A 20659-nucleotide genomic window follows, 5' to 3' on the forward strand; every position below is an offset into this window, starting at 1 on the left:
CAATGTCAAGAGGTGGGGGAGGACCGATGCGCATCTCAGGGCTCGCGGCAGCGACCGGAGTGCCGGTGGCCACGCTGAAGTACTACCTGCGCGAAGGTCTGGTGCCGCCCGGGGCGGCGACGTCGCGCACGCAGGCGGACTACGACGACGTGCACGTGGCCCGGGTGCGGCTGGTGCGGGCGCTCACCGAGTCGGCCGGGCTGAGCCTGGCCGCCGTCCGCGACGTCCTCGCGGCGCTGGATGATCCGCCGATGTCGAGGCACGGCCTGCTGGGAGCCGCGCACCACGCGCTGGTGGCGGCCGAGGGTGAGGGGATGTCGCGCGAGGAGCCGGGTGCCGTGGGCGACGACGAGGCCAGGCGGCGCGTCCTCGAGCTCGTGGCGGAGCGCGGGTGGTGCGACGACCCGCTGCTCGTCGACCGGCTGGGCGAACAGCTCCGGGCCGCCGACGCCGCCGGGGTTGCGGTCTCGGACGGGTACCTCCGGGCGCTCGCGGCGGCAGCGGACCGCGTCGCGGCGGCCGACCTGTCCACCGTGCGCGGCGAGCCGGCGGACGCCCTGCGCCAGGTGGTGCTCGGCACGCTGCTGACCGACCCCCTGCTGGTCACGCTGCGGCGTATGGCCCAGGAGCGAGCGAGCCGGGAGGCGGCCGAGGGCTGACGACCCGTCGTCGACCCCTGTGATCCCGGTCACGGAGCTTGCCGCGGGCGCATCAAGTGAGGTTAGGCTGGCCTGCGTGACTGAGAGCGCCGCTGTGGCTACCGTGACCGAACCGACCGGCGTCGTCGCGCCGCAGCCGTGGCGCATGTTCGACGTCGAGGTCGAGCGGATCACGCGCCTGTGCCCGTCGTTCGTCCGCATCACCTTCACCGGCGCCGACCTGGACCTCTTCGCGGACAACGGCGCCGACCAGCGGGTCAAGTTCCTGCTCCCGGCCCCGTGCGGTGGGTGGGAGTACCTCGACCGGCAGAGCCCCGACTGGTTCACCTCCTGGCGCGAGCTGCCCGAGGAGCGGCGCAACCCGCTGCGCACCTACACGGTGCGCGCGGTGCGGCCGGACCTGCGCGAGGTCGACGTCGACATCGTCCTGCACGGGGACACCGGTCCGGCATCCCGCTGGGCCAACGGTGCTCGCCCCGGCACGCCCCTGGTCATCCTCGGGCCCAACGCCGCCCACAGCGGCGCTCACGGTGGCCGCGAGTTCGCCCCGCCGACGACGAACCACGCGCTGCTGCTGGCCGGTGACGAGACGGCCGTGCCCGCGATCGCCTCGATCTGCGAGGCGCTGCCCGCCGACGCCGTCGGTGAGGTGTTCCTCGAGGTTCCGCACCGCGAGGACCGCTGGACCCTCGCTGCGCCGGCCGGGGTGCGGGTCACCTGGCTGGCTCGCGAGGAGGCCGAGCACGGCACGCACCTCGTGCCCGCCGTCCAGGAGGCGGCCGACCGCATGCTGGCGATGGGCGTGCGGGCGACGGCCGGCGAGGCGCCCGCGACTCCGGACCTGGAGGACGTCGACGTCGACCACGGCATCCTCTGGGAGGTGCCGGTGGACGCCTCGGGCAGGCCGCTGGCGCAGGACACGGTGCTGTACGCCTGGCTGGCAGGCGAGGCGGGCGTCATCAAGACGCTGCGTCGCTACCTGGTCGGCACCAAGGGCGTGGACCGCAGGTCCGTGGCCTTCATGGGCTACTGGCGGCGCGGTCGCGCCGAGTGCTGAGCCGGTCGCGGACCGGTCGTGCCGCTCACCGCTGGTAGGTCCCGGTGAGCGTCGCCCGCGCGAGCGTGTGGAAGTAGGCGTTGAACGCGGCGTGGACGTTCGTGTTCTCGGGCGTCAGCTCCAGGGAGTCCACGTCGAGGGCGTGCACGGCGAAGATGTAGCGGTGCGCGTGGTCCCCGGGAGGGGGGCCGGCGCCCTCGAAGCCCTGCGCGCCGCCGTCGGACGTGAGTTGGAACGCGCCGTCGGGCAGGCCCGAGCCGTCGGCCGCTCCCGCGCCGCGAGGCAGCGAGGTCACCGAGGTCGGCAGATCGAGGACGTGCCAGTGCCAGTAGCCCGACGGCGTGGGGGCGTCCGCGTCGAAGCAGCTCACCACGAACGACCTCGTGGCCGCGGGGAAGCCGGACCAGGACAGCTCCGGCGAGATGTTGCCGCCGTCGACCGCGTGGTCCGACGACATCGGTTCGCCGGGCGAGACCTCCGGGCTGGTCAGCTCGAACGTCGCGGGGACGGGCAGGAGCGAGTAGGGGTCGGGGGGCACGGGGCGGGTGAAGTCCATGCCACCACTGTGGTGGTGACCGCGGCTCGCGGCAACGCGGCCGAGACGGCGACCCGGGTGCTGAAACGGGTGCCGCGACGGGTGCTCGGCGTCCGCGGTCCGTGGTAGCGTCAATCCAACAAACCGACCGGCCGGTACGGCTGGCCCCGTGTCGCGACGCCGCGACGCGAGATCGACGACGACGTTCGAGAGGTGGCGCGGTGCGCAGGTTCGCAGGGAAGGTCGCGCTCGTCACGGGCGCGAGCCGGGGCATCGGCCTCGCGGTGGCGCACCGGCTCGTGGCCGAGGGCGGGCAGGTCGTGCTCACGGGGCGCAAGCCGGAGGCGCTCGAGGAGGCGGTGGCGGCGCTCGGCGCTGACAACGCCTCCGCCGTCGCCGGCAAGGTCGACGACGCCGCGCACCGCGAGCAGGTCTTCGCCCACGTGGTCGAGCGGTACGGGCGCCTTGACCACCTGGTCAACAACGCGGGGATCAACCCCGCCTGGGGCCCGGTGCTCGAGGTGGAGCCGTCGGTCGTGCGCAAGATCCTCGACGTCAACGTGGTCGCCGCCCTCGAGTGGACGCGCGACGCCGTCGCCGCCGGTCTCCGGTCGTCGATCGTCAATACCGCCTCGATCTCCGGCACCTCCACGAGCCCCAACATCGCCTTCTACGGCGTCTCGAAGGCCGCGCTGATCAACCTCACCGGACAGCTCGCCCAGGAGCTCGCGCCCCGGTTGCGTGTCAACGCCGTCGCCCCGGCCGTCGTCAAGACGCACCTGTCGCGTGCGCTGTACGAGGGGCGCGAGGACGACGTGGCGGCCGGCTACCCCCTGGGCCGCCTCGGTGTGCCCGACGACGTGGCCGGGGCGATCGCGTTCCTGCTCTCCGACGACGCGGCCTGGATCACCGGCCAGACACTCCGGATCGACGGTGGCGCGTCCATCGTGCCCGTCGGGTGAAGGATGGACCCATGAAGACCACCCACGTCGCCGACTCGGTCCTGCAGGCCGCCCTCGACCTCTTCGCCACCCAGGGCTATGCGACCACGAGCGTCCAGCAGATCGTCGAGGCCGCCGGCGTCACCAAGGGCGCCATGTATCACTACTTCCAGTCGAAGGACGATCTCCTCTTCGCGATCTACGACCGCATGCTGTCGTTGCAGAAGCGGCACCTCGAGGAGATCGTCGCGCGCGGTGGCGCCACGACGGACGTCCTGCGCACGGTGTGCGTCGACGTCGTCGAGACCTCCATCGACCTGCTGGCCGAGGGCACCGTGTTCTTCCGGAGCATGCACATGCTCAAGGACCCTCGGCGCAAGGACGTCATCCAGCGGCGGCGCGAGTACCACGACGAGTTCGCCGCGCTCATCGCCCAGGGCCAGGCCGAGGGAGCCCTGCGGACCGACGTCCCGCGGTCCGTGCTCATCGCCCACTTCTTCTCCGACGTGCACTACCTGTCCTACTGGTACTCGCCGTCGGGTCCCGAGACCAAGACAGAGGTCGCGAACCAGCTGACCGACCTCTTCCTGCGCAGCATCACCGTGGAGAACTGATGACCGAGACCATGCGCGCCTGGCGCGTCACCCGCAACGGCGAACCGACCGAGGTCATGAGCCTCGACGAGGTCGACCGCCCCGAGCCCGGGCCGGGGGAGGTGCTCGTCCGCACCCGTGCCGTGGCCGTGAACTTCCCCGACGTCCTGCTCGCCCGTGGTACCTACCAGGTGCGCCCGGAGCTGCCCTTCGTGCCGGGCATCGAGCTGTGCGGCGATGTCGTCGCGCTCGGCGAGGGGGTCGACCGCTCCGGCCGCGTGGCCGTGGGCCAGCGCGTCGTGGGGTCGGCCATCGGGGTGCTGTCCGAGTTCGCGGTGCTGCCGGCGGAGTCGTGCCGGCTCGCCCCGGACTCGCTCGACGACGCCCAGGCCGCAGCACTCACCATCGCCTACCAGACCGCCTGGTTCGGGCTGCACCGCCGTGCGGGGCTGGCGTCCGGCGAGACGCTCCTCGTCCACGCCGCCGCGGGCGGCGTGGGCACCGCCGCCTGCCAGCTCGGCGCGGCGGCCGGTGCGATGGTGATCGGTGTCGTGGGCAGCGAGGCCAAGGCCGACGTCGCCCGCACGGCCGGGGCCGAGCACGTCCTGGTCCGCTCCGGTGATCTGGCAGCTCAGGTCAAGGAGCTGACCGGCGGCGCCGGCGCCGACGTGGTCTTCGACCCGGTCGGTGGCGCGTCGTTCGAGGCGTCGACCAAGTGCATCGCGTTCGAGGGCAGGATCGTCGTCGTCGGTTTCGCGAGCGGCGAGGTCGCCCCGGTCCGCGCGAACCACGCGCTGGTGAAGAACTACGGCGTGCTGGGGCTGCACTGGGCGCTCTACCAGCAGCGCGATCCCGCCCTCGTCGACGCGGCGCACGCGGAGCTGACCCGGCTGGCGGGCTCGGGCGCCGTGGTGCCCGTCGTGGCCGACGTCGTGCCGTTCGACCGTGCGCCTGACGCGGTCCGCCGCCTCGCCGAGGGCGCCACGACGGGGCGCCTGGTCGTCCGCGTGGCCGCCTGACCCGGCTCGGCCCACCCAGATCCACTCGTGCGAAGGAGCACCGTGACCACTGACCTCACCGACCGCGTCGCGATCGTCACGGGCGGTGCCCGGGGGATCGGCGCCGCCTACGTCCGGGCGCTGCACGACGCCGGCGCTCGCGTCCTCGTCGCCGACCTGCTGGAGACGGAGGGGGCCGCGCTCGCGCACGAGCTGGGGGAGCGTGCCCGGTTCGCGGTCCTGGACGTGACCGACGAGGACGGCTGGACGCGTGTGGTCGACGACACGGTCGCGAGCTGGGGCGCCGTGGACGTGCTGATCAACAACGCCGGGATCGCCAACGCCGGCCCGATCGAGCACTACCCACGCACGAAGTGGGACGCCGTCATCGCGGTGAACCTCACCGGGACCTATCTCGGCTGCCGAGCGGTCGTCCCGGCGATGAAGGCCGCGGGCCGCGGCTCGATCATCAACATCTCGTCCGTCGAGGGGATGCGCGGCAGCACCCACCTGCACGGCTACGTGGCCTCGAAGTTCGGGGTGCGGGGTCTGACGAAGTCGCTGGCCGTCGAGCTCGGCGCGGACGGGATCCGCGTCAACTCGGTGCACCCGGGCTTCATCGACACGGAGATGACGGCGAAGATCGACCCGTCCGGGCTGCCGATCCCGCTGCGACGGGACGGGCGTGCCGAGGACCTGACGGGCACGGTGCTCTACCTGGCCGGGGAGGCGTCCGCCTACGTGACCGGGGCGGAGATCGTGGTCGACGGCGGCATGATCAACGGCGTGGGCCACCTCTGACCTTCTGGTCTGCGCTCTGACCTGCGCAGACGCTGTCCCTGAGCCACCCACGTCACAGCCGTGCAACAACTGTCAGAATGACATACCGTCCAGTCGGTTTATGCGCTAGTGTGTGACGCACCCGACACGAAGAGGTGCCGATGTCCAGCAACACTCCGCGACTCCAGGTCGACGGACTCACGGTCGCGTTCGGTGGTCTCACCGCGCTCGACGACGTCAGCTTCACCGTGGGCGACACCGAGACAGTGGCGCTCATCGGTCCGAACGGCGCCGGCAAGACGACGGTGTTCAACGCCGTCTGCTCGCTGGTGAAGCCCCGCGCCGGAAACCTGCGCATCGACGGCCGGCCCGCGCCCACGGCCCCGACCGGGCTGGCCGCGCGCGGTGTCTCGCGCACCCTGCAGGGACTCGGCCTGTTCGCCGGGATGACGGTCCTCGAGAACGTGCTCGTGCCGCTGGTCGGTCCTGAAAGGCCGTCCGTCTCGCCCGCCGAGGCGGCATCGGCGGTGCTTGAACGGCTCGGTCTGTCGGCGCAGGCGGGCACACCCGTCGACGCCTTGCCGTACCCGGAGCGCAAGCGTGTCGCGCTGGCGAGGGCGCTCGTCACGCGGCCGCGCCTGCTGCTCCTCGACGAACCCGCCGGCGGCCTGGGTGCCGAGGACATCGACGACCTCGCGGAGATCGTCCGCGGGCTCTCCTCGGACGGTTGCTCGGTGCTCCTGGTGGAGCACCACGTGGACTTCGTCATGGACGTCGCGGACCGCGTCGTCGTCCTCGACTTCGGGCGGGTGGTGGCCTGCGGGACACCCGACGAGGTGCGGTCCGACCCGGCCGTCGAGGCCGCCTACCTGGGGCTGGAGGCTGCGGCATGACCACCCCGACCGAGACCCCCGCGTCCACGACGACGCGCACGATGCTCGCGGTCGACGGCCTCACGGTCGGCTACGCGGGCGCCCCGGTGATCGACGGCATGCGCCTCGAGGTCCCCCACGGCGCCGTCGTCGCGCTGCTGGGTGCGAACGGGGCCGGCAAGACGACGCTGCTGCGGACGATCTCCGGCCTCGTCCCGCCGCGCGCGGGACGGATCGAGCTGGACGGGCAGGATCTCTCGGCACTCAGCGTCGAGGACCGTGTCCGGCAAGGGCTGGCCCAGGTGCCCGAGGGTCGCAGCGTCGTCTCCGAGCTGACGGTCGAGGAGAACCTGCACCTCGGCGCGCTCTGGAAGATCCCGGGCCGCGCGGCACGGCGCGACGCCGTGGCCGAGGTGTACGAGACCTTCGAGCCGCTCGCGCGCCGCCGGCGCAGCATGGGCCACCAGCTGTCCGGCGGCGAGCGGCAGATGCTCGCCCTCGCCCGGGCTCTCGTCGCCCGCCCGCGCGTGCTGCTCCTCGACGAACCGTCGCTCGGCCTCGCGCCGCGCGTCGTCGCCCAGCTGTTCTCGATCCTGCGGGACACCGCGGGACGCACCGGGCTGACCGTGCTGCTCGCCGAGCAGAACGTCACCAGCGCACTCTCGATCGCCGACCGCGGCGTCGTGCTCGGCCTGGGGGAGATCGTCGCCGACGCCCCGGCTGCCGAGATCGCCGCCGACCCTGCCCTCCGGCACGCCTACCTGGGGTTCTGATGGATCGTCTCGCCTTCCTCCTCGCCACGGGCCTCGCCCGCGGCCTCGTCATCGCGCTCTTCGCCCTGTCGCTGGTCATCATCTGGCGTGCGGCCCGCATCGTGAACTTCGCCCAGGCCGCCATGGCGATCGTCGCGGTCTACGTCGCCTTCGCCGTGACCCAGGCCACCGGATCCTTCTGGCTCGGCCTGGCCGCAGCGCTCGTCACCGGCGCGCTCGTCGGCGCCGTCGTCGAACGCTGGCTCATCCGGCTCGTACCCAGCGGCACGCCGCTGCCCGGCATGATCGTGGCGATCGGGCTGGTGATGATCCTCCAGTCCGCCATCAGCATCATCTTCGGCCCGAAGCACCGGCCCATGGCCGCGCCCTTCAGCGAGCAGCCGTTCACCGTCGGCGGCGTCGCCGTGCTCTCGCCCTACGACCTGTTCATCCTCCTCGTCGCGCTCGGCGTGGTCGCCGCCCTCGGCCTGCTCTTCAACGGCACCACGCTCGGGCTGCAGATGCGTGCGTCGGCGATGGCGCCGGAGGTGTCCCGGCTGCTGGGGGTCCGGGTGCCGCGCATGATCACCCTGGGCTGGATGCTGTCGTCCGGCGTCGCGGCCCTCGCCGTGCTGCTCCTCGTCCCCACCGAGCTCGGGCTCAACGCCCACAGCGCGGACATCCTGTTCGTCCACGCCTTCACGGTGGCGGTGCTGGGCGGGCTCGACTCGCCGAGCGGCGCGCTCGTCGGCGGGATCGTCGTCGGGATCCTCATCAGCCTGGTCACCGGGTTCCTCGGCGCCGGGCTCGCGCCGATCGCGGTGCTCGTCCTGCTCACCGTCGTCCTCCTCGTCCGGCCGGGCGGCATCTTCGCAGCCAAGGAGGCGCGAACCGCATGACCGCCATCATCAGCTCTCGGACCCGCGGGATCGTGCTGCGTGCACTCGCGCTCACCGTTCTCGCGCTGGCCGCGACGTTCCTGCTCGACTCGTACCGGAACTACCAGCTCGCCGTGGTCGCCGCCGTCTTCTGCGCGACGGCCGGGCTCACGCTGCTGGTGGGCCTCACCGGACAGCTCTCCCTCGGCCATGCCGTCCTGATGGCCTGCGGCGGCTACGGCTACGCCCTGGCCGCGGGACTCGCCGCCGAGGCGGACCTCAGCGGGATCCTGCGCTTCGCTCTCGGGATCCTCGGAGCGGTGGTCGTCGCCGGAGGCGTCGGTGGGCTCCTCGGGCTCGCCGGAGCACGGCTGCGCGGTCCATACCTGGCAGGCCTGACGCTGGCGCTCGTCATCGCGTTGCCGGCCTTCGCCTCGCAGGTCCCCGGCCTGGGCGGCGACCAGGGCCGCAGCGTCCCCTTCGAACCCGTCCCGGACTGGCTCGCCCCGGTGCTGTTCAGCACCGAGCAGTGGCACGCGTGGATCGCCGTCCTCGTCGCGGCCGTCGCGGTCACCCCGCTGGCCGTCCTGCGGTCCGGGAAGGCCGGCCTGCGCATGCGGGCGGTCCACGGCGACGAGGTCGCCGCACGCCTGGCCGGCATCTCACCCGGCCGCGTCAAGACGAACGCCTTCGTCGCGGGTGCGCTCTCGGCCGGTCTCGGTGGTGCGGTGCTCGCGATCGCCACTCAGACGGTCAGCCCGGGGGGCTACGACCTCGCCTTCTCGCTCCTGCTGCTCGTGGCCGTCGTCATCGGCGGGCTCGGCAGCATCGGGGGAGCCGCCGTGGGCGCCGTGCTGGTGGTCCTGCTGCCGTGGCTCATCGACACCCTCACCACGTCGGTGGGCCTGCCCGCCGACCTCGAGCAGCGGCTCTCCGGGAACCTCGTGGTCCTCGTCTTCGGAGCGTTGCTCGTCCTCGTCACCGTCGTCTGGCCCGGCGGGCTGTCTCATGCCTTCGCCGGACGCTTCGCTTCCCTGTCCGCGCGGCTCCGCCGGCGGTCCGACCAGCACGCCCCGCAATCACTCACAGAGAGGTGACTCCCATGCGGACCACTCACACCACACCGCGCAACCGCGCTCGTACCGTCGTCGCGGCCACCGGTGCCGTCGCCGTCGGCCTCACCCTGTCCGCCTGCGGCGGTGCCGACGAGGCGACACCCGGTGTCTCCGAGGACACCGTCACCGTCGGCACCCACCAGCCGCTGACCGGCCCGGCCGCCGCCGGGTACTCCTCGATCTCCGCCGCCACCAGCGCGTACTTCGACTACGTCAACGCCAACGGTGGTGTCCACGGCCGCTCCATCGAGTACATCGTCAAGGACGACGGCTACAACCCGGCGAACACGCAGACGGTGGTGCGCGAGCTCGTGCAGCAGGACGACGTCTTCGCCGTCCTCAACGGACTCGGGACCCCGACGCACTCGTCGGTGCTCGACTTCCTCAACCAGAACGAGGTCCCGGACCTGTTCGTGTCCTCCGGGTCGACCGCGTGGAACGACCCGGAGGCCTACCCCTACACCTTCGGCTACAACGCGGACTACCTCGTCGAGGGCTCGGCGCTCGCCCAGTACGCCAGCGACGAGCACCCCGACGAGAAGGTCTGCCTGCTGGGCCAGGACGACGACTACGGCGAGACGATGCTCGCCGGTGCGCAGATCGTCCTCGGCGACGACGGAGTGGCCGCGTACGAGACGTACGAGACCTCCAACCAGGACGTCACCGCGCAGATCGGTGCCCTGCAGTCGGCCGGCTGCGAGGTCGTGATGCTCGCGACCGTGAACGGCTTCTCGGCCCTGGCGGTCGGCACCGCCGCGCAGATGGGGTTCATGCCCACCTGGATGGCCTCCTCGGCCGGGGGCGACTACCCGACGCTCGTCGAGTTCCTCGGTGAGGACGTCGCGCCCCAGCTCCTCCAGGGCTTCGTGTCTGTGAACTACCTGCCGTTCAGCCCGGACGGTGAGTGGGTGGAGCTCTTCCAGCAGATCAACGACGAGTACAACGACGGAGCGTCGTTCGACGGCAACACGGTGTTCGGCATGGGCGTCGCGTACGCCTTCACCGAGGCGCTCGCCAAGGCCGGCGAGGACCCGACGCGGGAGGCCCTGGTCGAGGTGCTCGAGTCCGGTGAGCTGGTCGGCAACGGGATCGTCCCGCTCGCGTACTCCGCCGAGAACCACGCCGGGTACGACGCCGCGGGGATCACCATGGTCGACGGCGGCGTGCAGGACTTCGTCGGGACGACCTACCGCCTCGAGGGGGAGTCCGTGACGCCGATCGAGCCCGAGCAGATCGCGCTCGAGGACGACGGCATCCCGGTCGAGTGACCTGACGCGGCCTCTCCGGGCAGCGCACGACGGCCCGCCTCCCTCGAGGGAGGCGGGCCGTCGTCGTGGTGCGAGCGGGTCAGGCGCGGAGCTGCGCTCTGCCCAGCGACGCCAGGTGGACCTCGTCGGGGCCGTCGGCGATGCGCAGGGCGCGCGCACCGGCGAACATCTCCGCCAGGGGCTGGTCGGCGGAGAGGCCGGCCGCGCCGAAGATCTGCATGGCACGGTCCAGGATCTGCTGGACCGCGCGCGGCACCGCGATCTTGATCGACTGGATCTCCGTCATCGCCTTCCGGTTCCCCACGGTGTCCATCAGCCACGCGGTCTTGAGCACGAGCAGGCGCAGCGCCTCCAGCTCGACGCGGGCCTCGGCCGCCCACTGGCGCACCACGCCCTGCTCGGACAGCGGCACGCCGAACGCCGAGCGGCTCCGTGCGCGCTCGGCGGCAAGGGCGACCGCTCGCTCGGCGGTGCCGAGAGCACGCATGCAGTGGTGGATGCGCCCCGGGCCGAGGCGGGCCTGGGCCATCGCGAAGCCCCCGCCCTCGGTGCCGAGCAGGTTCTCCACCGGGACGCGGACGTCGTCGAACACCACCTCGGCGTGGCCGCCGTGGTCGCGGTCGTCGTAGCCGAAGACCGTGAGCGGACGGACGATCCGCACCCCGGGCGTGTCGCGCGGGACGAGGATCATCGACTGCTGCTGATGCCGCGAGGCCTGCGGGTCGGTCTTGCCCATCACGATGAGCAACCGACAGTCGGGGCTCATGGCACCGGTCGACCACCACTTGCGACCGCTGATCACGTACTCGTCGCCGTCGCGCCGGATCCGGGTGCCGATCTGCGAGGCGTCCGACGACGCGACGTCGGGCTCGGTCATGCAGAACGCGGAGCGGATGTCCGCCTCGAGCAGCGGGGCCAGCCAGCGCTCCTGCTGCGCCGGCGTGCCGAACTTCTCCAGGAGCTCCATGTTGCCGGTGTCCGGGGCGGAGCAGTTGAGCGCCACCGGTGCGAGCCGGGTGCTCCAGCCGGTGAGCTCGGCCAGGGGGGCGTACTGGAGGTTGGTCAGCCCGGCACCGAGCTCGGACGGCAGGAACAGGTTCCACAGGCCCTCGGCGCGCGCCTTGGCGCGCAGCTCGGCGACGACAGGTCGGAAGGTCCAGTCGTCGGGGCTCGCGGCGAGCTGGGCGTCGAGGACCGGCTCGGCCGGCAGCACGTGGGTGTGCACGAACGCGCGGACCTGCTCGGTCAGCTCGGCGGTGCGGGTGTCGGGGGAGAAGTCCATCAGGTGCTCCTGGGTCGGGCCGCCGCACGGGCGAGGCCGTCGGCGGCGAGCGGGGCGACGAGGTCGCCGATGGTGTCGAACCCGTCGCCGACGGTCTCGCCGGCGCGGTAGCGGTAGTGGATCCCCTCGAGGATCACCGCGAGCTTGTACGCGGCGAAGGCGCGGTACCACCACAGGTCCGGCGGCGTCGTCCCGGTGCGGGCCGCATAGGCGTCGACGAGCTCGTCGAAGGTGGGGTAGCCGACGTCGGGGACGACGGCGCTCGCGGCGACCGCTCCCGCGGAGAGCGAGCGGATGTCCCAGTAGAGCCCGAGGAGGCCGAGGTCGACCAGCGGGTCACCGAGGGTGGCCATCTCCCAGTCGAGCACCGCGGCGATCGTGGGGCGGTCGGGCGTGCCGCTGACGAGGGCGTTGTCCAGCCGGTAGTCGCCGTGCACGATGCCGGTCCGCCCCGAGTCGGGGACGTGGGTCGCGAGCCGTTCCTGCAGCTCGTCCAGGGCGGGCAGGTCGCGCGACCGGGACGCGTCGTACTGCCGGCGCCAGGTGGTGAGCTGCCGGGCGAGGTACCCGTCGGGTCGGCCGAAGTCAGCCAGGCCGACCGTCCTCGGGTCCACGGTGTGCAGGTCGGCGAGCGTCTGGGCGAGCGTGATGCCGAGCCGGTAGAGGCCTGCGGCCGTGAACCCGGAGTTCTGCTCGGGACGGGACAGCACCTCGCCCTCGACCCGTTCCATGACGAAGAAGGTCGTCCCGGTGACCTCGCACCGCTCGGTGTCGTCGACGACGTCCACGGTGGCGGGCACCGGGACGTCGCTGGTGCCCAGGGCGGAGATCACCCGGTGCTCGCGGCGCATGTCGTGCGCGCTCGAGAGCACGTGGCCCAGCGGTGGTCGGCGCAGCACGAGGGGCAGCGCGGCACCGTCGATCCGGTACGTCAGGTTGCTCCGTCCGCCGGCGATGACCTCGGCGGTCAAGGGGCTCTCGGGGCCGGACGCCAGCTCGGGGTGCTCGCGTGCCAGCCAGGTGCTCAGGCCGGTACGGTCCAGGCCGGGCACGTCGGTCATCGATGACCTCGCCTTCCTGCTCAGGCCCGACGTCGGTGCCGGGTGCGAGGAGCATACCGCGCGGTCGGTATGTGAGCGAACCGGGCGCCGGTCGCCCGACGTCGCCACCGTGCTCGAGCCTCTCGAGGAGGCCGCCGCCACCCCGACGGCGTGGCCGCGCTTCGTGGACGACTGCGACGCCGTCGTGGCGGAGGCTGCGCGGCGGGGGCGGGACCGGGGTGACGGTGCTCTGGTTCCGGAGCGACGAGGGGCCTGAGGGCTTCTACCGGCGGATGGGATTCGAGCCCGCCGGCGAGCTCTTCGGCCAGGCGCTGGGCGTCAAGGAGGTCCCTGTCGCGGTCGGGGACGCCTAGGAGAGCAGCTGCTGCTCGACGGCGGAGCGGACCCCGTCGGGGACGGGGACGGGGCGTTCGGTGGTCGCGTCGACGAACACGTGGGTGAACCGGCCGACGGCTACGGGCTTCTCGTCGCCCGCGAGCAGGATGGGCAGGTCCCAGGTCACGCTCGTCGTCCCGAGGCGTTCGACACCGATCGCGACCTCCAGGTCGGCCGGGTAGGCCACCGGCGCGGTGAACTCGCACGACGACGCGACGCAGTACCCGCGGACGACCCCGGCGGGGTCGAGGCCCGCCTCGCGGATCATCCACGTGTTCACCGCGGTGTCCATGGCCTGGTAGTAGACCGTGTTGTTGACGTGGCCGTACTGGTCGTTGTCGTTCCAGCGCAGGGCGAAGGGGTGGTGGACGCGGGGCATCGGGTCTCCTGTGTGTGGTCTCGGTTGTTCGGTCAGGCCACGCGCAGCAGGTGGCGGAAGGCCGAGCGTGCGGCGTCCGGGCTCGGGGGCTCGCCCGTGATGAGGTCGGCGTACGTGAACGACTCCGACACGCGCACGCACAGGTAGGCGAGAGCGTGCGGGTCGATCGCGCCGTCGAACGGCTGGTCACCCAGGTGGGTGCGGATCAGCCACTCGGTCGTGGCGAGGTAGCGCTGCTGGATGGGGCTCGCCTTGGTGGTGAGCAGCCGCAGCGCGCGGGCGGGCTCGCGGGTCAGGAAGACGCGGAAGTAGTGCGCCTCGATCAGGTCCGTCGCGAACCGGGAGAGCAGCGCGGCCACGTGCTCGGCGCCGCCGGCGTCGTGGGCGGCGCGCTCGGCCTGGAGCAGCGTCGGGACGGCGAGGGACCACAGCACCTCGGTGAGCAGGGCGTCGCGGTTGCCCACCCAGCGGAACACCGAGGTCCGGTCGACGCCCAGGTCTGCCGCGAGGCCGCCCATGTCGATGCGCTGACCTGAGACGAACGTCTCACGCGCACGCTCGAACGTGCGCAGGGCGTCGCCGTGCACGCTGGGCTCGAGGCGCGCGGAGAGCCTGGTCGGTGCGGCCTGCAGGCCCACGGAGGCGATCTGCGCGGTCGTCGTCAGCATGCGGGCAGCCTAGCGCCGCCGACCGAGGTGCGTGCAACATCTGGCAGAATGATGCACACTGACGCCACAGATCGACGTTGATCGGAGCAGAGATGACCCTCACCACCCCGGCAGCCCCTGCCGGCCTCACCGTGCCGGGCGTCCTGGACGCGGACTTCTACGGCTTCCAGGACCTCCTGACACCCGTCGAGCAGGAGGCCGTGGGCCGCGTCCGCGACTTCATGGAGAGCCAGGTGCGGCCTCTCGCGGACGACTACTGGGAGCGCGCGGAGTGCCCGGTGCACCTCTTCAAGCCGTTCGCGGAGCTCGGCTCCGTCGGCGCTGCCTGGCCGGAGACGGCCCAGTTCGAGAACTCCGCCGTCTTCCGGGGCTGGGTCGGCATGGAGCTCGCTCGTGTCGACTCCTCCTTCTGCACCTTCATCGGTGTCTCCAGCGGCCTGGCGATGAGCTCGATCGGTCTGGGCGGTTCGCCGGAGCAGCGCGAGCAGTGGCTCCCGCCGATGGCGCGCGGGGACCTCATCGGCGCCTTCGGGCTCACGGAGCCGCTGTCCGGCTCGGACACCGCCCGGGGGCTGCGCACCACCGCGACCCGCCACGGCGACACCTGGGTGCTGAACGGCTCCAAGCGCTGGATCGGCAACGCCACGTTCGCCGACGTCGTCGTCGTCTGGGCCAAGGACACGGCCGACGACCAGGTCAAGGGCTTCATCGTGCGCAAGGGCACGCCCGGTTTCACCGCCACGAAGATCGAGCGCAAGCAGTCGCTGCGCATCGTGCAGAACGCGGACATCACGCTCGACGGCGTGGAGGTCGCCGAGTCGGACCGCCTGCAGGGGATCGACAGCTTCAAGGACCTCGCCAACGTGCTGCGTGTGACGCGCGACGGCGTCTCCTGGCAGGCGCTGGGCACCATGATCGGCGCCTACGAGGCCGCCGTGCGGTACACCAAGGAGCGCGAGCAGTTCGGCAACCCGATCGCCTCGTACCAGCTCGTCCAGGACAAGCTCGCCACGGCGCTGGGCAACATCACGGCGAGCCTCGGCATGTGCGTGCGCCTTGCGCAGATGCAGGACGAGGGCACCCAGCGCGACCAGCACGCCGCGCTGGCCAAGGCGTTCGTCACCACGCGCATGCGCGAGACCGTCGCCCTGTCCCGCGAGGTCTGCGGCGGCAACGGCATCACCCTCGACACCGGCGTGGTGCGCTACTTCGCCGACGCGGAGGCCGTCTACACCTTCGAGGGCACCCGGGACATGAACCACCTCATCGTGGGCCGCTCGATCACCGGCCACGCGGCCTTCGTCTGAGAAAGGATCCACATCATGACCGAGGCCTACATCGTGGCCACTGCCCGTTCGCCGATCGGACGGGCCTACAAGGGGTCGCTGCGTGAGATGCGCGCCGACGATCTCGCCACACAGATGGTCCGCGCGGCACTCGACAAGGTGCCGTCGCTCGACCCGACGCGTATCGACGACCTCATCCTCGGCTGCGGGCTGCCGGGCGGCGAGCAGGGCATGAACATGGGCCGCATCGTCGCCGTGCTGTCCGGGCTCGACGGGGTGCCCGGCACCACCGTGACCCGCTACTGCTCGTCCAGCGTGCAGTCCACCCGCATGGCGTTCCACGCCATCAAGGCGGGCGAGGGCGACGTGTTCGTCTCCGCCGGCGCCGAGTCCGTCAGCCGAATGGTCAAGGGCTCCAGCGACTACATCGAGGGCCAGGACCTGGAGAACCCGCGCTTCGCCGGGGCCACCGAGCGCACGGCCAAGCGTGCCGTCGGGGAGGTGCCGGTCTGGACGGACCCGCGCGCCGATGGCGAGCTGCCCGACGCCTACATCGCCATGGGGCAGACGGCGGAGAACCTGGCTTCCGTGCACGGCATCAGCCGCGCCGAGCAGGACGCCTTCGCGGCCCGTTCCCAGCAGCGTGCCGAGCAGGCGATCGCGGACGGCTTCTGGTCGCGCGAGATCACCCCGGTGACCCTGCCGGACGGCAGCGTCGTCGCCGCCGACGACGGCCCGCGGCCCGGGACCACCGTGGAGAAGCTGGCAGGGCTGGACCCGGTGTTCCGTCCCGACGGCACCGTGACGGCAGGCAACGCCTGCCCGCTCAACGACGGCGCCGCGGCGCTCGTCATCGTCTCGGGGCGCGTCGTCGAGGAGCTCGGCCTGCAGCCGATCGCCCGGATCGTGTCCACGGGCGTGACCGGGCTGTCCCCGGAGATCATGGGGCTCGGTCCGGTCGAGGCGAGCCGTCAGGCGCTCGCGCGGGCCGGGCTCGGCATCGACGACATGGACCTCGTCGAGATCAACGAGGCGTTCGCCGCGCAGGTCATCCCGTCGGCCCGCGAGCTCGGCATCGACGAGGCCAAGCTCAACGTGCACGGCGGGGCCATCGCCGTCGGGCACCCGTTCGGCATGACCGGTGCTCGCATCACCACCACGCTCCTGAACGGTCTGGAAGCGACCGGCGGCCGCTACGGGCTGGAGACCATGTGCGTCGGTGGGGGACAGGGCATGGCGATGGTGCTCGAACGCGTCTGAGGCGGGTATCGCGATCGCTGGCACGGGCTGGACGTCGTGCCGATCACCGGCCCTCGAGTTCCCGCGTCCGCGCTCTGAGCACGTCAAGTTCGCAGCCCGGGGCGTCCGGGTCGAAGCCGTGCTCGATCAGCCAGCGCGACGCCAGCAGGCTACGCAGCGACCACCAGGCGCGGATCGCGCCCCGGTCCGCGCCGTCGCCGTAGCCGGCGAGCAGGTCGTCCACGCGTTCCTCGTGCCCGAGCGTGAGGGTGGCGAGGTCGAACATGGCGTCGCCGGGCGCCGCCTCGGACCAGTCGATGACGCCGGTGACCTCGTCGTCGTCGACGAACACGTGGGAGATCTGCAGGTCGCCGTGGACGAACACCGGTTCCCACGGCCGCAGCGCGGCCTCGGCGATCTCGCGGTTGCGCCGGATCGTCTCGGCGGGCAGGACGGCGTGGGCGAGCAACCACGCGCACTCCCGGTCGAGATCCGCCGCCACGTCGTCGGGCTGACGGCCCGGCCACGGTGGCAACGGCGCGTCGTGCAGCCTCCGGACGGCGGCGCCTGCCGCGGCCCACGCCGCAGGTGACGCCGTGGACGGTTCACCGAGAGCACCGAGCGCGGTGCCGGGCACGGCGGCGATCGCCAGCACGGGCCTTTGGTACCAGAGGACCGCCGGGGTCGGGACCGGTGCCATCGCCATGGCCCGCATCTCGACCTCGGCGTGCGCCGGGTCGCCGTCGACCTTGAGGAACGTCTTGCCGACGCGCAGGGTCGCGCGCTGGTTGTGGGCGACGACGACCTCGACCGCTTCCATTCCGCCATCCTGACGAGAACGACCGCCGATGTCGCCGGATTTACGCTCGCCTCAGAGCCAGTCCCCGTCGCGCATGAGGGTCCGCCCAGTCATCTCGTCCACCTCGCGCCACGCCTGGATCCGTAGCGGTCGCAGGACGAGGTAGACGTAGCCGTCCGGGTCCCTGCGGGGGTCCCAGTCCGCCTGGGCGGCATATCCCTCGGCGAGTTCCGCCGGCGCGTCCGCCACCGGCACGGCCTGATCGAGCACGGCGTCGACGAGCACCACGTCGCGGGTCTCGCCCAGAGCGAGCCGGGTCGTGGCGGTGGCGGCGATGCTGCGCGCCGTGCGGGACGATCCTGGCAGGGCCAGGACCACCTGTCCGTCCAGCCAGACCAGCGACAGCGGGACCATGTATGGGTGTACCGCGCCGTCGTCGTCTGACGACGCCGTGGCGACCCAGGCGTCGCGGGCCGGGCTCCGCAGCATGGCCAGGGTGTCGACGAGGCGCTGTTCACGGGTGCGGGGGGCCGGCTGTGGGAGGTGTGGCATGGGGGGGGTCATCCTACCCGACCCGATCCGGGTCGGGCAGGACGGACTCTCACGCCTCCGGGACGTACAGCGCCAGCGTCTGCGCGATGAGCGCGGGCTTCTCGGCGCCCTCGAGCTCGATCGTGACGGTGGAGGCCAGCCGGATGCCCTGCCCGGCGGGTTCAGCGCCGGTGATCTCGACGGTCGCTCGCACGCGCCCGCCGGCCGGCACCGGGGTGAGGAAGCGGACCTTGTCGAGGCCGTAGTTCACGGCCATCGCGGTCTGTCCGACCTCGACGAGCTCGCCGGTGAGCTTCGGCAGCAGCGACAGGGTGAGGTATCCGTGGGCGATGGTGCCGCCGAACGGCCCGGCGGCGGCGCGCTCGGCGTCCAGGTGGATCCACTGGTGGTCCTCGGTAGCGTCCGCGAACGCGGTGATGCGGGGCTGCTCGACGGCGAACCACTCGCCGGTGGCCTTCTGGCCGACGGCGTCGGCGAGCGCGGCGGGGTTCTCGATCTGGATGACGTCGCTCATGCTCGCGGACCTCCCGCCACGTACAGCACCTGGCCGCTGGTGAAGGAGGCCTCCTCGGAGCAGAAGAACGACGCCGCGGCGGCGATGTCCTCGGGCTGCCCGACGCGTCCCACGGGCACCTCCTTGGCCATGTGCGCCAGGAAGTCCTCCAGGGGCACGCCGACCCGCTCGGCGGTCTCGGCGATCATGTCGGTGGCGATGACGCCGGGCGCGATGGCGTTGGCGGTGACACCGAACTTGCCGAGCTCGATCGCCAACGTCTTGGTGAAGCCCTGCATGCCGGCCTTGGCGGCGGCGTAGTTGGCCTGGCCGCGGTTGCCGAGCGCGGAGGTGCTGGACAGGTTGACGATCCGGCCCCAGCCGGCGTCGATCATGTGCTTCTGCACGGCGCGTGTCACGAGGAACGCGCCACGCAGATGGACCCCGAGCACGGCGTCCCAGTCGTCGGTGGACATCTTGAACAGCAGGTTGTCGCGCAGGATGCCCGCGTTGTTGACCAGGACGGTCGGCGCGCCGAGCTCGGCGACCACGCGCTCGACGGCGGCGGTGACGGACTCCTCGTCGGCGACGTCGACGCCGACGCCGATCGCGCGGTGACCGTCCGCGGTGAGCTTCGCGGCGGTCTCGGCGGCGACGTCCTCGAGCAGGTCGAGCACGGCCACGGCGTAGCCGTCGGAGGCGAGTCGGGCCGCGGTGGCGGCGCCGATGCCGCGGGCGCCGCCGGTGACGATCGCGACGCGTGCGGTGGGGGAGGTCATGCGGTCTTCCTCTCGTCGAAGGTGATCAGCTGGCGCAGCTCCTCGCCGGCGGCGAGGCGGTCCAGCGCGCGGGGCAGCTCGTCGAGCCCGATGCGGGCCGAGACGAGTCGTTCCAGCGGCAGTCGTCCTGCTCGCCAGAGTTCCACGTAGCGGGGGATGTCGCGGCTCGGGACGGCCGAGCCGAGGTAGGAGCCGACGACGGTGCGCGCCTCGGCGGTCAGGCTCAGCGGGGAGATGCTGGCGCGTTGGTCCGGGCCGGGCAGACCGACGGTGACGGTCGTGCCGCCGGGGGCGGTCAGGGCGTAGGCGGTCTCGAAGGCGCGGGGGTTCCCGGCGGCCTCCACCACGACGGGGGCACGGAGACCTTCGTCGAGAGCCTCGGCGGGGGTGAGGGCGCGGGCGCCCAGCTCACGGGCGAGGTCGAGCTTGGCGGGCACGGTGTCGACGCCGACCACCTCGTGCCCGAGCGCCCGGGCGACCAGCAGTGCGGCCATGCCGACACCACCGAGCCCGACGACGGCGACGGTCGCGCCCGCGGCCGGTCGGCCCGCGTTGAGCACGGCGCCGCCGCCGGTGAGCACCGCGCAACCGAGCAGCGCGGCGACGTCGGCGGGGACGTCGTCGGGCACGGGGACCACGGACGTGGCCGACACGACGGCGTGGGTGGCGAACGCGCTCACACCGAGGTGGTGGTGCACGTCGGCGCCGTCGCGGTGCAGGCGGCGCACGCCGCCGACGAGCTCGCCGGCCGCGTTGGCGGCGGAGCCCACGGAGCAGGGCAGCCGGCCGTCGGTGGCGCACTCCGCGCACTCCCCGCAGCGGGGCAGGAAGGTCATGACGACGCGGGTGCCGACGGCGATCCCGGTGCTGTCGAGCCCGGTGCCAACGCCGTCGCCCGCGGCCTCGACGATCCCGGCGGCCTCGTGGCCGAGCAGCATCGGCGTGGGGCGCACCCGGTTGCCGTCGACGACGGACAGGTCCGAGTGGCACAGGCCGGCCGCCTCGATGCGGACGGCGATCTCGCCGGGTCCGGGCGGGTCGAGCTCGAGCGGCCCGACGGTGAGCGGGCGCGACTCGGCCCAAGGTGCGGGTGCTCCGCAGCGTTCCAGCACGGCGCCGATGATCTGCACGGTACGACCTCCTCGTCGTCGGGTGTCCGGGAACGGGCACTCCTCACAGCATACCGACCGCGCGGTATGGAGAAAACCTGGACGCCGTCGCAGGTGTGTGACGACCACGAGTCGCCGCACCTGGGCGCTCGCGTCGCTGGGTGGGTTGCGTGCTTGTTCGCCAGATCG

At 72.3% G+C, this 20659-nt stretch carries 24 protein-coding genes; 14 read left to right on the top strand and 10 right to left on the bottom strand.

Features of this window, described 5'->3' with window-relative positions; genetic code table 11:
- Nucleotides 1-26: 26 nt before the first annotated feature.
- Together ACH5HR_RS00275 and ACH5HR_RS00280 are read left to right on the top strand one after the other, a co-directional pair.
- Nucleotides 27-659, top strand: coding sequence for a MerR family transcriptional regulator (locus ACH5HR_RS00275; RefSeq protein ID WP_416475620.1), 633 nt, complete (start codon nt 27-29; stop codon nt 657-659).
- 145 nt (nt 660-804) lie between these two features.
- The gene (locus tag ACH5HR_RS00280; RefSeq protein WP_416476394.1) at nt 805-1716 is read left to right on the top strand and encodes a siderophore-interacting protein; all 912 of its coding nucleotides are present in this window, start codon (nt 805-807) and stop codon (nt 1714-1716) included.
- A gap of 25 nt (nt 1717-1741) precedes the next feature.
- Here ACH5HR_RS00280 and ACH5HR_RS00285 read toward each other — a convergent pair whose 3' ends face one another.
- Nucleotides 1742-2272 carry a YbhB/YbcL family Raf kinase inhibitor-like protein gene (locus tag ACH5HR_RS00285; RefSeq protein ID WP_416475621.1) on the bottom strand — a complete coding sequence of 177 codons (531 nt, stop codon included), beginning with the start codon at nt 2270-2272 and terminating at the stop codon, nt 1742-1744.
- A gap of 200 nt (nt 2273-2472) precedes the next feature.
- Here ACH5HR_RS00285 and ACH5HR_RS00290 point away from each other — a divergent pair, with 200 nt between their 5' ends.
- The 9 genes from ACH5HR_RS00290 to ACH5HR_RS00330 all read left to right on the top strand — a co-directional run bounded on the left by ACH5HR_RS00290 (nt 2473) and on the right by ACH5HR_RS00330 (nt 10448).
- Nucleotides 2473-3213 carry an SDR family oxidoreductase gene (locus tag ACH5HR_RS00290; protein WP_416475623.1) on the top strand — a complete coding sequence of 247 codons (741 nt, stop codon included), beginning with the start codon at nt 2473-2475 and terminating at the stop codon, nt 3211-3213.
- 11 nt (nt 3214-3224) lie between these two features.
- A complete protein-coding gene (locus tag ACH5HR_RS00295; RefSeq protein ID WP_402377274.1) occupies nt 3225-3806 on the top strand; it encodes a TetR/AcrR family transcriptional regulator in 582 nt (193 codons plus the stop codon).
- Nucleotides 3806-4804, top strand: a complete 999-nt coding sequence (locus ACH5HR_RS00300) for an NADPH:quinone oxidoreductase family protein (protein WP_416475625.1) — start codon at nt 3806-3808, stop codon at nt 4802-4804. Before ACH5HR_RS00295 ends, ACH5HR_RS00300 begins: the two co-directional genes overlap by 1 nt.
- 42 nt (nt 4805-4846) lie before the next feature.
- Nucleotides 4847-5584: a glucose 1-dehydrogenase gene (locus ACH5HR_RS00305; protein WP_416475627.1), complete on the top strand. Its 738-nt coding sequence runs from the start codon at nt 4847-4849 to the stop codon at nt 5582-5584.
- A 140-nt stretch (nt 5585-5724) separates the two neighbouring features.
- Nucleotides 5725-6456 (top strand): ABC transporter ATP-binding protein, encoded by a 732-nt coding sequence (locus tag ACH5HR_RS00310; protein WP_416475629.1) that lies wholly within the window; start codon nt 5725-5727, stop codon nt 6454-6456.
- Nucleotides 6453-7208 carry an ABC transporter ATP-binding protein gene (locus tag ACH5HR_RS00315; RefSeq protein WP_402377302.1) on the top strand — a complete coding sequence of 252 codons (756 nt, stop codon included), beginning with the start codon at nt 6453-6455 and terminating at the stop codon, nt 7206-7208. Before ACH5HR_RS00310 ends, ACH5HR_RS00315 begins: the two co-directional genes overlap by 4 nt.
- Nucleotides 7208-8086 (top strand): branched-chain amino acid ABC transporter permease, encoded by an 879-nt coding sequence (locus ACH5HR_RS00320; protein ID WP_416475630.1) that lies wholly within the window; start codon nt 7208-7210, stop codon nt 8084-8086. The genes ACH5HR_RS00315 and ACH5HR_RS00320 overlap by 1 nt, the downstream gene beginning before the upstream one ends.
- Nucleotides 8083-9162, top strand: a complete 1080-nt coding sequence (locus ACH5HR_RS00325; protein ID WP_416475632.1) for a branched-chain amino acid ABC transporter permease — start codon at nt 8083-8085, stop codon at nt 9160-9162. Before ACH5HR_RS00320 ends, ACH5HR_RS00325 begins: the two co-directional genes overlap by 4 nt.
- Before the next feature lie 5 nt (nt 9163-9167).
- Nucleotides 9168-10448, top strand: coding sequence for an ABC transporter substrate-binding protein (locus ACH5HR_RS00330; RefSeq protein ID WP_416475634.1), 1281 nt, complete (start codon nt 9168-9170; stop codon nt 10446-10448).
- Nucleotides 10449-10527: 79 nt separating this feature from the next.
- Here ACH5HR_RS00330 and ACH5HR_RS00335 read toward each other — a convergent pair whose 3' ends face one another.
- Both ACH5HR_RS00335 and ACH5HR_RS00340 read right to left on the bottom strand, forming a co-directional pair.
- On the bottom strand, nt 10528-11730 hold the full coding sequence (locus ACH5HR_RS00335) for an acyl-CoA dehydrogenase family protein (RefSeq protein WP_402377314.1): 1203 nt from the start codon (nt 11728-11730) through the stop codon (nt 10528-10530).
- Nucleotides 11730-12791, bottom strand: a complete 1062-nt coding sequence (locus ACH5HR_RS00340) for a phosphotransferase family protein (protein WP_416475636.1) — start codon at nt 12789-12791, stop codon at nt 11730-11732. The genes ACH5HR_RS00335 and ACH5HR_RS00340 overlap by 1 nt, the downstream gene beginning before the upstream one ends.
- Before the next feature lie 218 nt (nt 12792-13009).
- On the opposite strand from ACH5HR_RS00340, the gene ACH5HR_RS00345 reads away from it, so the two are divergent.
- On the top strand, nt 13010-13144 hold the full coding sequence (locus ACH5HR_RS00345) for a hypothetical protein (RefSeq protein ID WP_402377319.1): 135 nt from the start codon (nt 13010-13012) through the stop codon (nt 13142-13144).
- Here the strand turns inward: ACH5HR_RS00345 and ACH5HR_RS00350 are convergent.
- Entirely contained in the window at nt 13141-13545 is a 405-nt protein-coding gene (locus ACH5HR_RS00350; protein WP_416475637.1) for an acyl-CoA thioesterase, read from the bottom strand. The genes ACH5HR_RS00345 and ACH5HR_RS00350 overlap by 4 nt on opposite strands.
- Before the next feature lie 32 nt (nt 13546-13577).
- Nucleotides 13578-14213 (bottom strand): QsdR family transcriptional regulator, encoded by a 636-nt coding sequence (locus ACH5HR_RS00355; RefSeq protein ID WP_416475638.1) that lies wholly within the window; start codon nt 14211-14213, stop codon nt 13578-13580.
- 92 nt (nt 14214-14305) lie between these two features.
- Between ACH5HR_RS00355 and ACH5HR_RS00360 the strand changes: the two genes are divergently transcribed.
- Nucleotides 14306-15520, top strand: a complete 1215-nt coding sequence (locus ACH5HR_RS00360; protein WP_416475640.1) for an acyl-CoA dehydrogenase family protein — start codon at nt 14306-14308, stop codon at nt 15518-15520.
- 15 nt (nt 15521-15535) lie between these two features.
- Nucleotides 15536-16759: an acetyl-CoA C-acetyltransferase gene (locus ACH5HR_RS00365; RefSeq protein ID WP_402377327.1), complete on the top strand. Its 1224-nt coding sequence runs from the start codon at nt 15536-15538 to the stop codon at nt 16757-16759.
- Between the two features lie 43 nt (nt 16760-16802).
- Here ACH5HR_RS00365 and ACH5HR_RS00370 read toward each other — a convergent pair whose 3' ends face one another.
- From ACH5HR_RS00370 to ACH5HR_RS00390, 5 genes are read right to left on the bottom strand one after another with little or no spacing between them, the layout of a single operon-like run.
- Nucleotides 16803-17558: a phosphotransferase family protein gene (locus tag ACH5HR_RS00370; RefSeq protein WP_416475641.1), complete on the bottom strand. Its 756-nt coding sequence runs from the start codon at nt 17556-17558 to the stop codon at nt 16803-16805.
- 51 nt (nt 17559-17609) lie between these two features.
- Nucleotides 17610-18089 (bottom strand): pyridoxamine 5'-phosphate oxidase family protein, encoded by a 480-nt coding sequence (locus ACH5HR_RS00375; protein WP_402377329.1) that lies wholly within the window; start codon nt 18087-18089, stop codon nt 17610-17612.
- A gap of 49 nt (nt 18090-18138) precedes the next feature.
- A complete protein-coding gene (locus ACH5HR_RS00380) occupies nt 18139-18603 on the bottom strand; it encodes a MaoC family dehydratase (protein WP_402377332.1) in 465 nt (154 codons plus the stop codon).
- A complete protein-coding gene (gene fabG, locus ACH5HR_RS00385) occupies nt 18600-19361 on the bottom strand; it encodes a 3-oxoacyl-ACP reductase FabG (RefSeq protein ID WP_402377334.1) in 762 nt (253 codons plus the stop codon). Before fabG ends, ACH5HR_RS00380 begins: the two co-directional genes overlap by 4 nt.
- Nucleotides 19358-20491, bottom strand: coding sequence for a zinc-binding dehydrogenase (locus ACH5HR_RS00390; protein ID WP_416475643.1), 1134 nt, complete (start codon nt 20489-20491; stop codon nt 19358-19360). The genes fabG and ACH5HR_RS00390 overlap by 4 nt, the downstream gene beginning before the upstream one ends.
- Nucleotides 20492-20659 lie beyond the last annotated feature (168 nt).

It is taken from the genome of Isoptericola maris, from assembly GCF_048065335.1.
GTDB lineage: Bacteria > Actinomycetota > Actinomycetes > Actinomycetales > Cellulomonadaceae > Isoptericola > Isoptericola rhizosphaerae.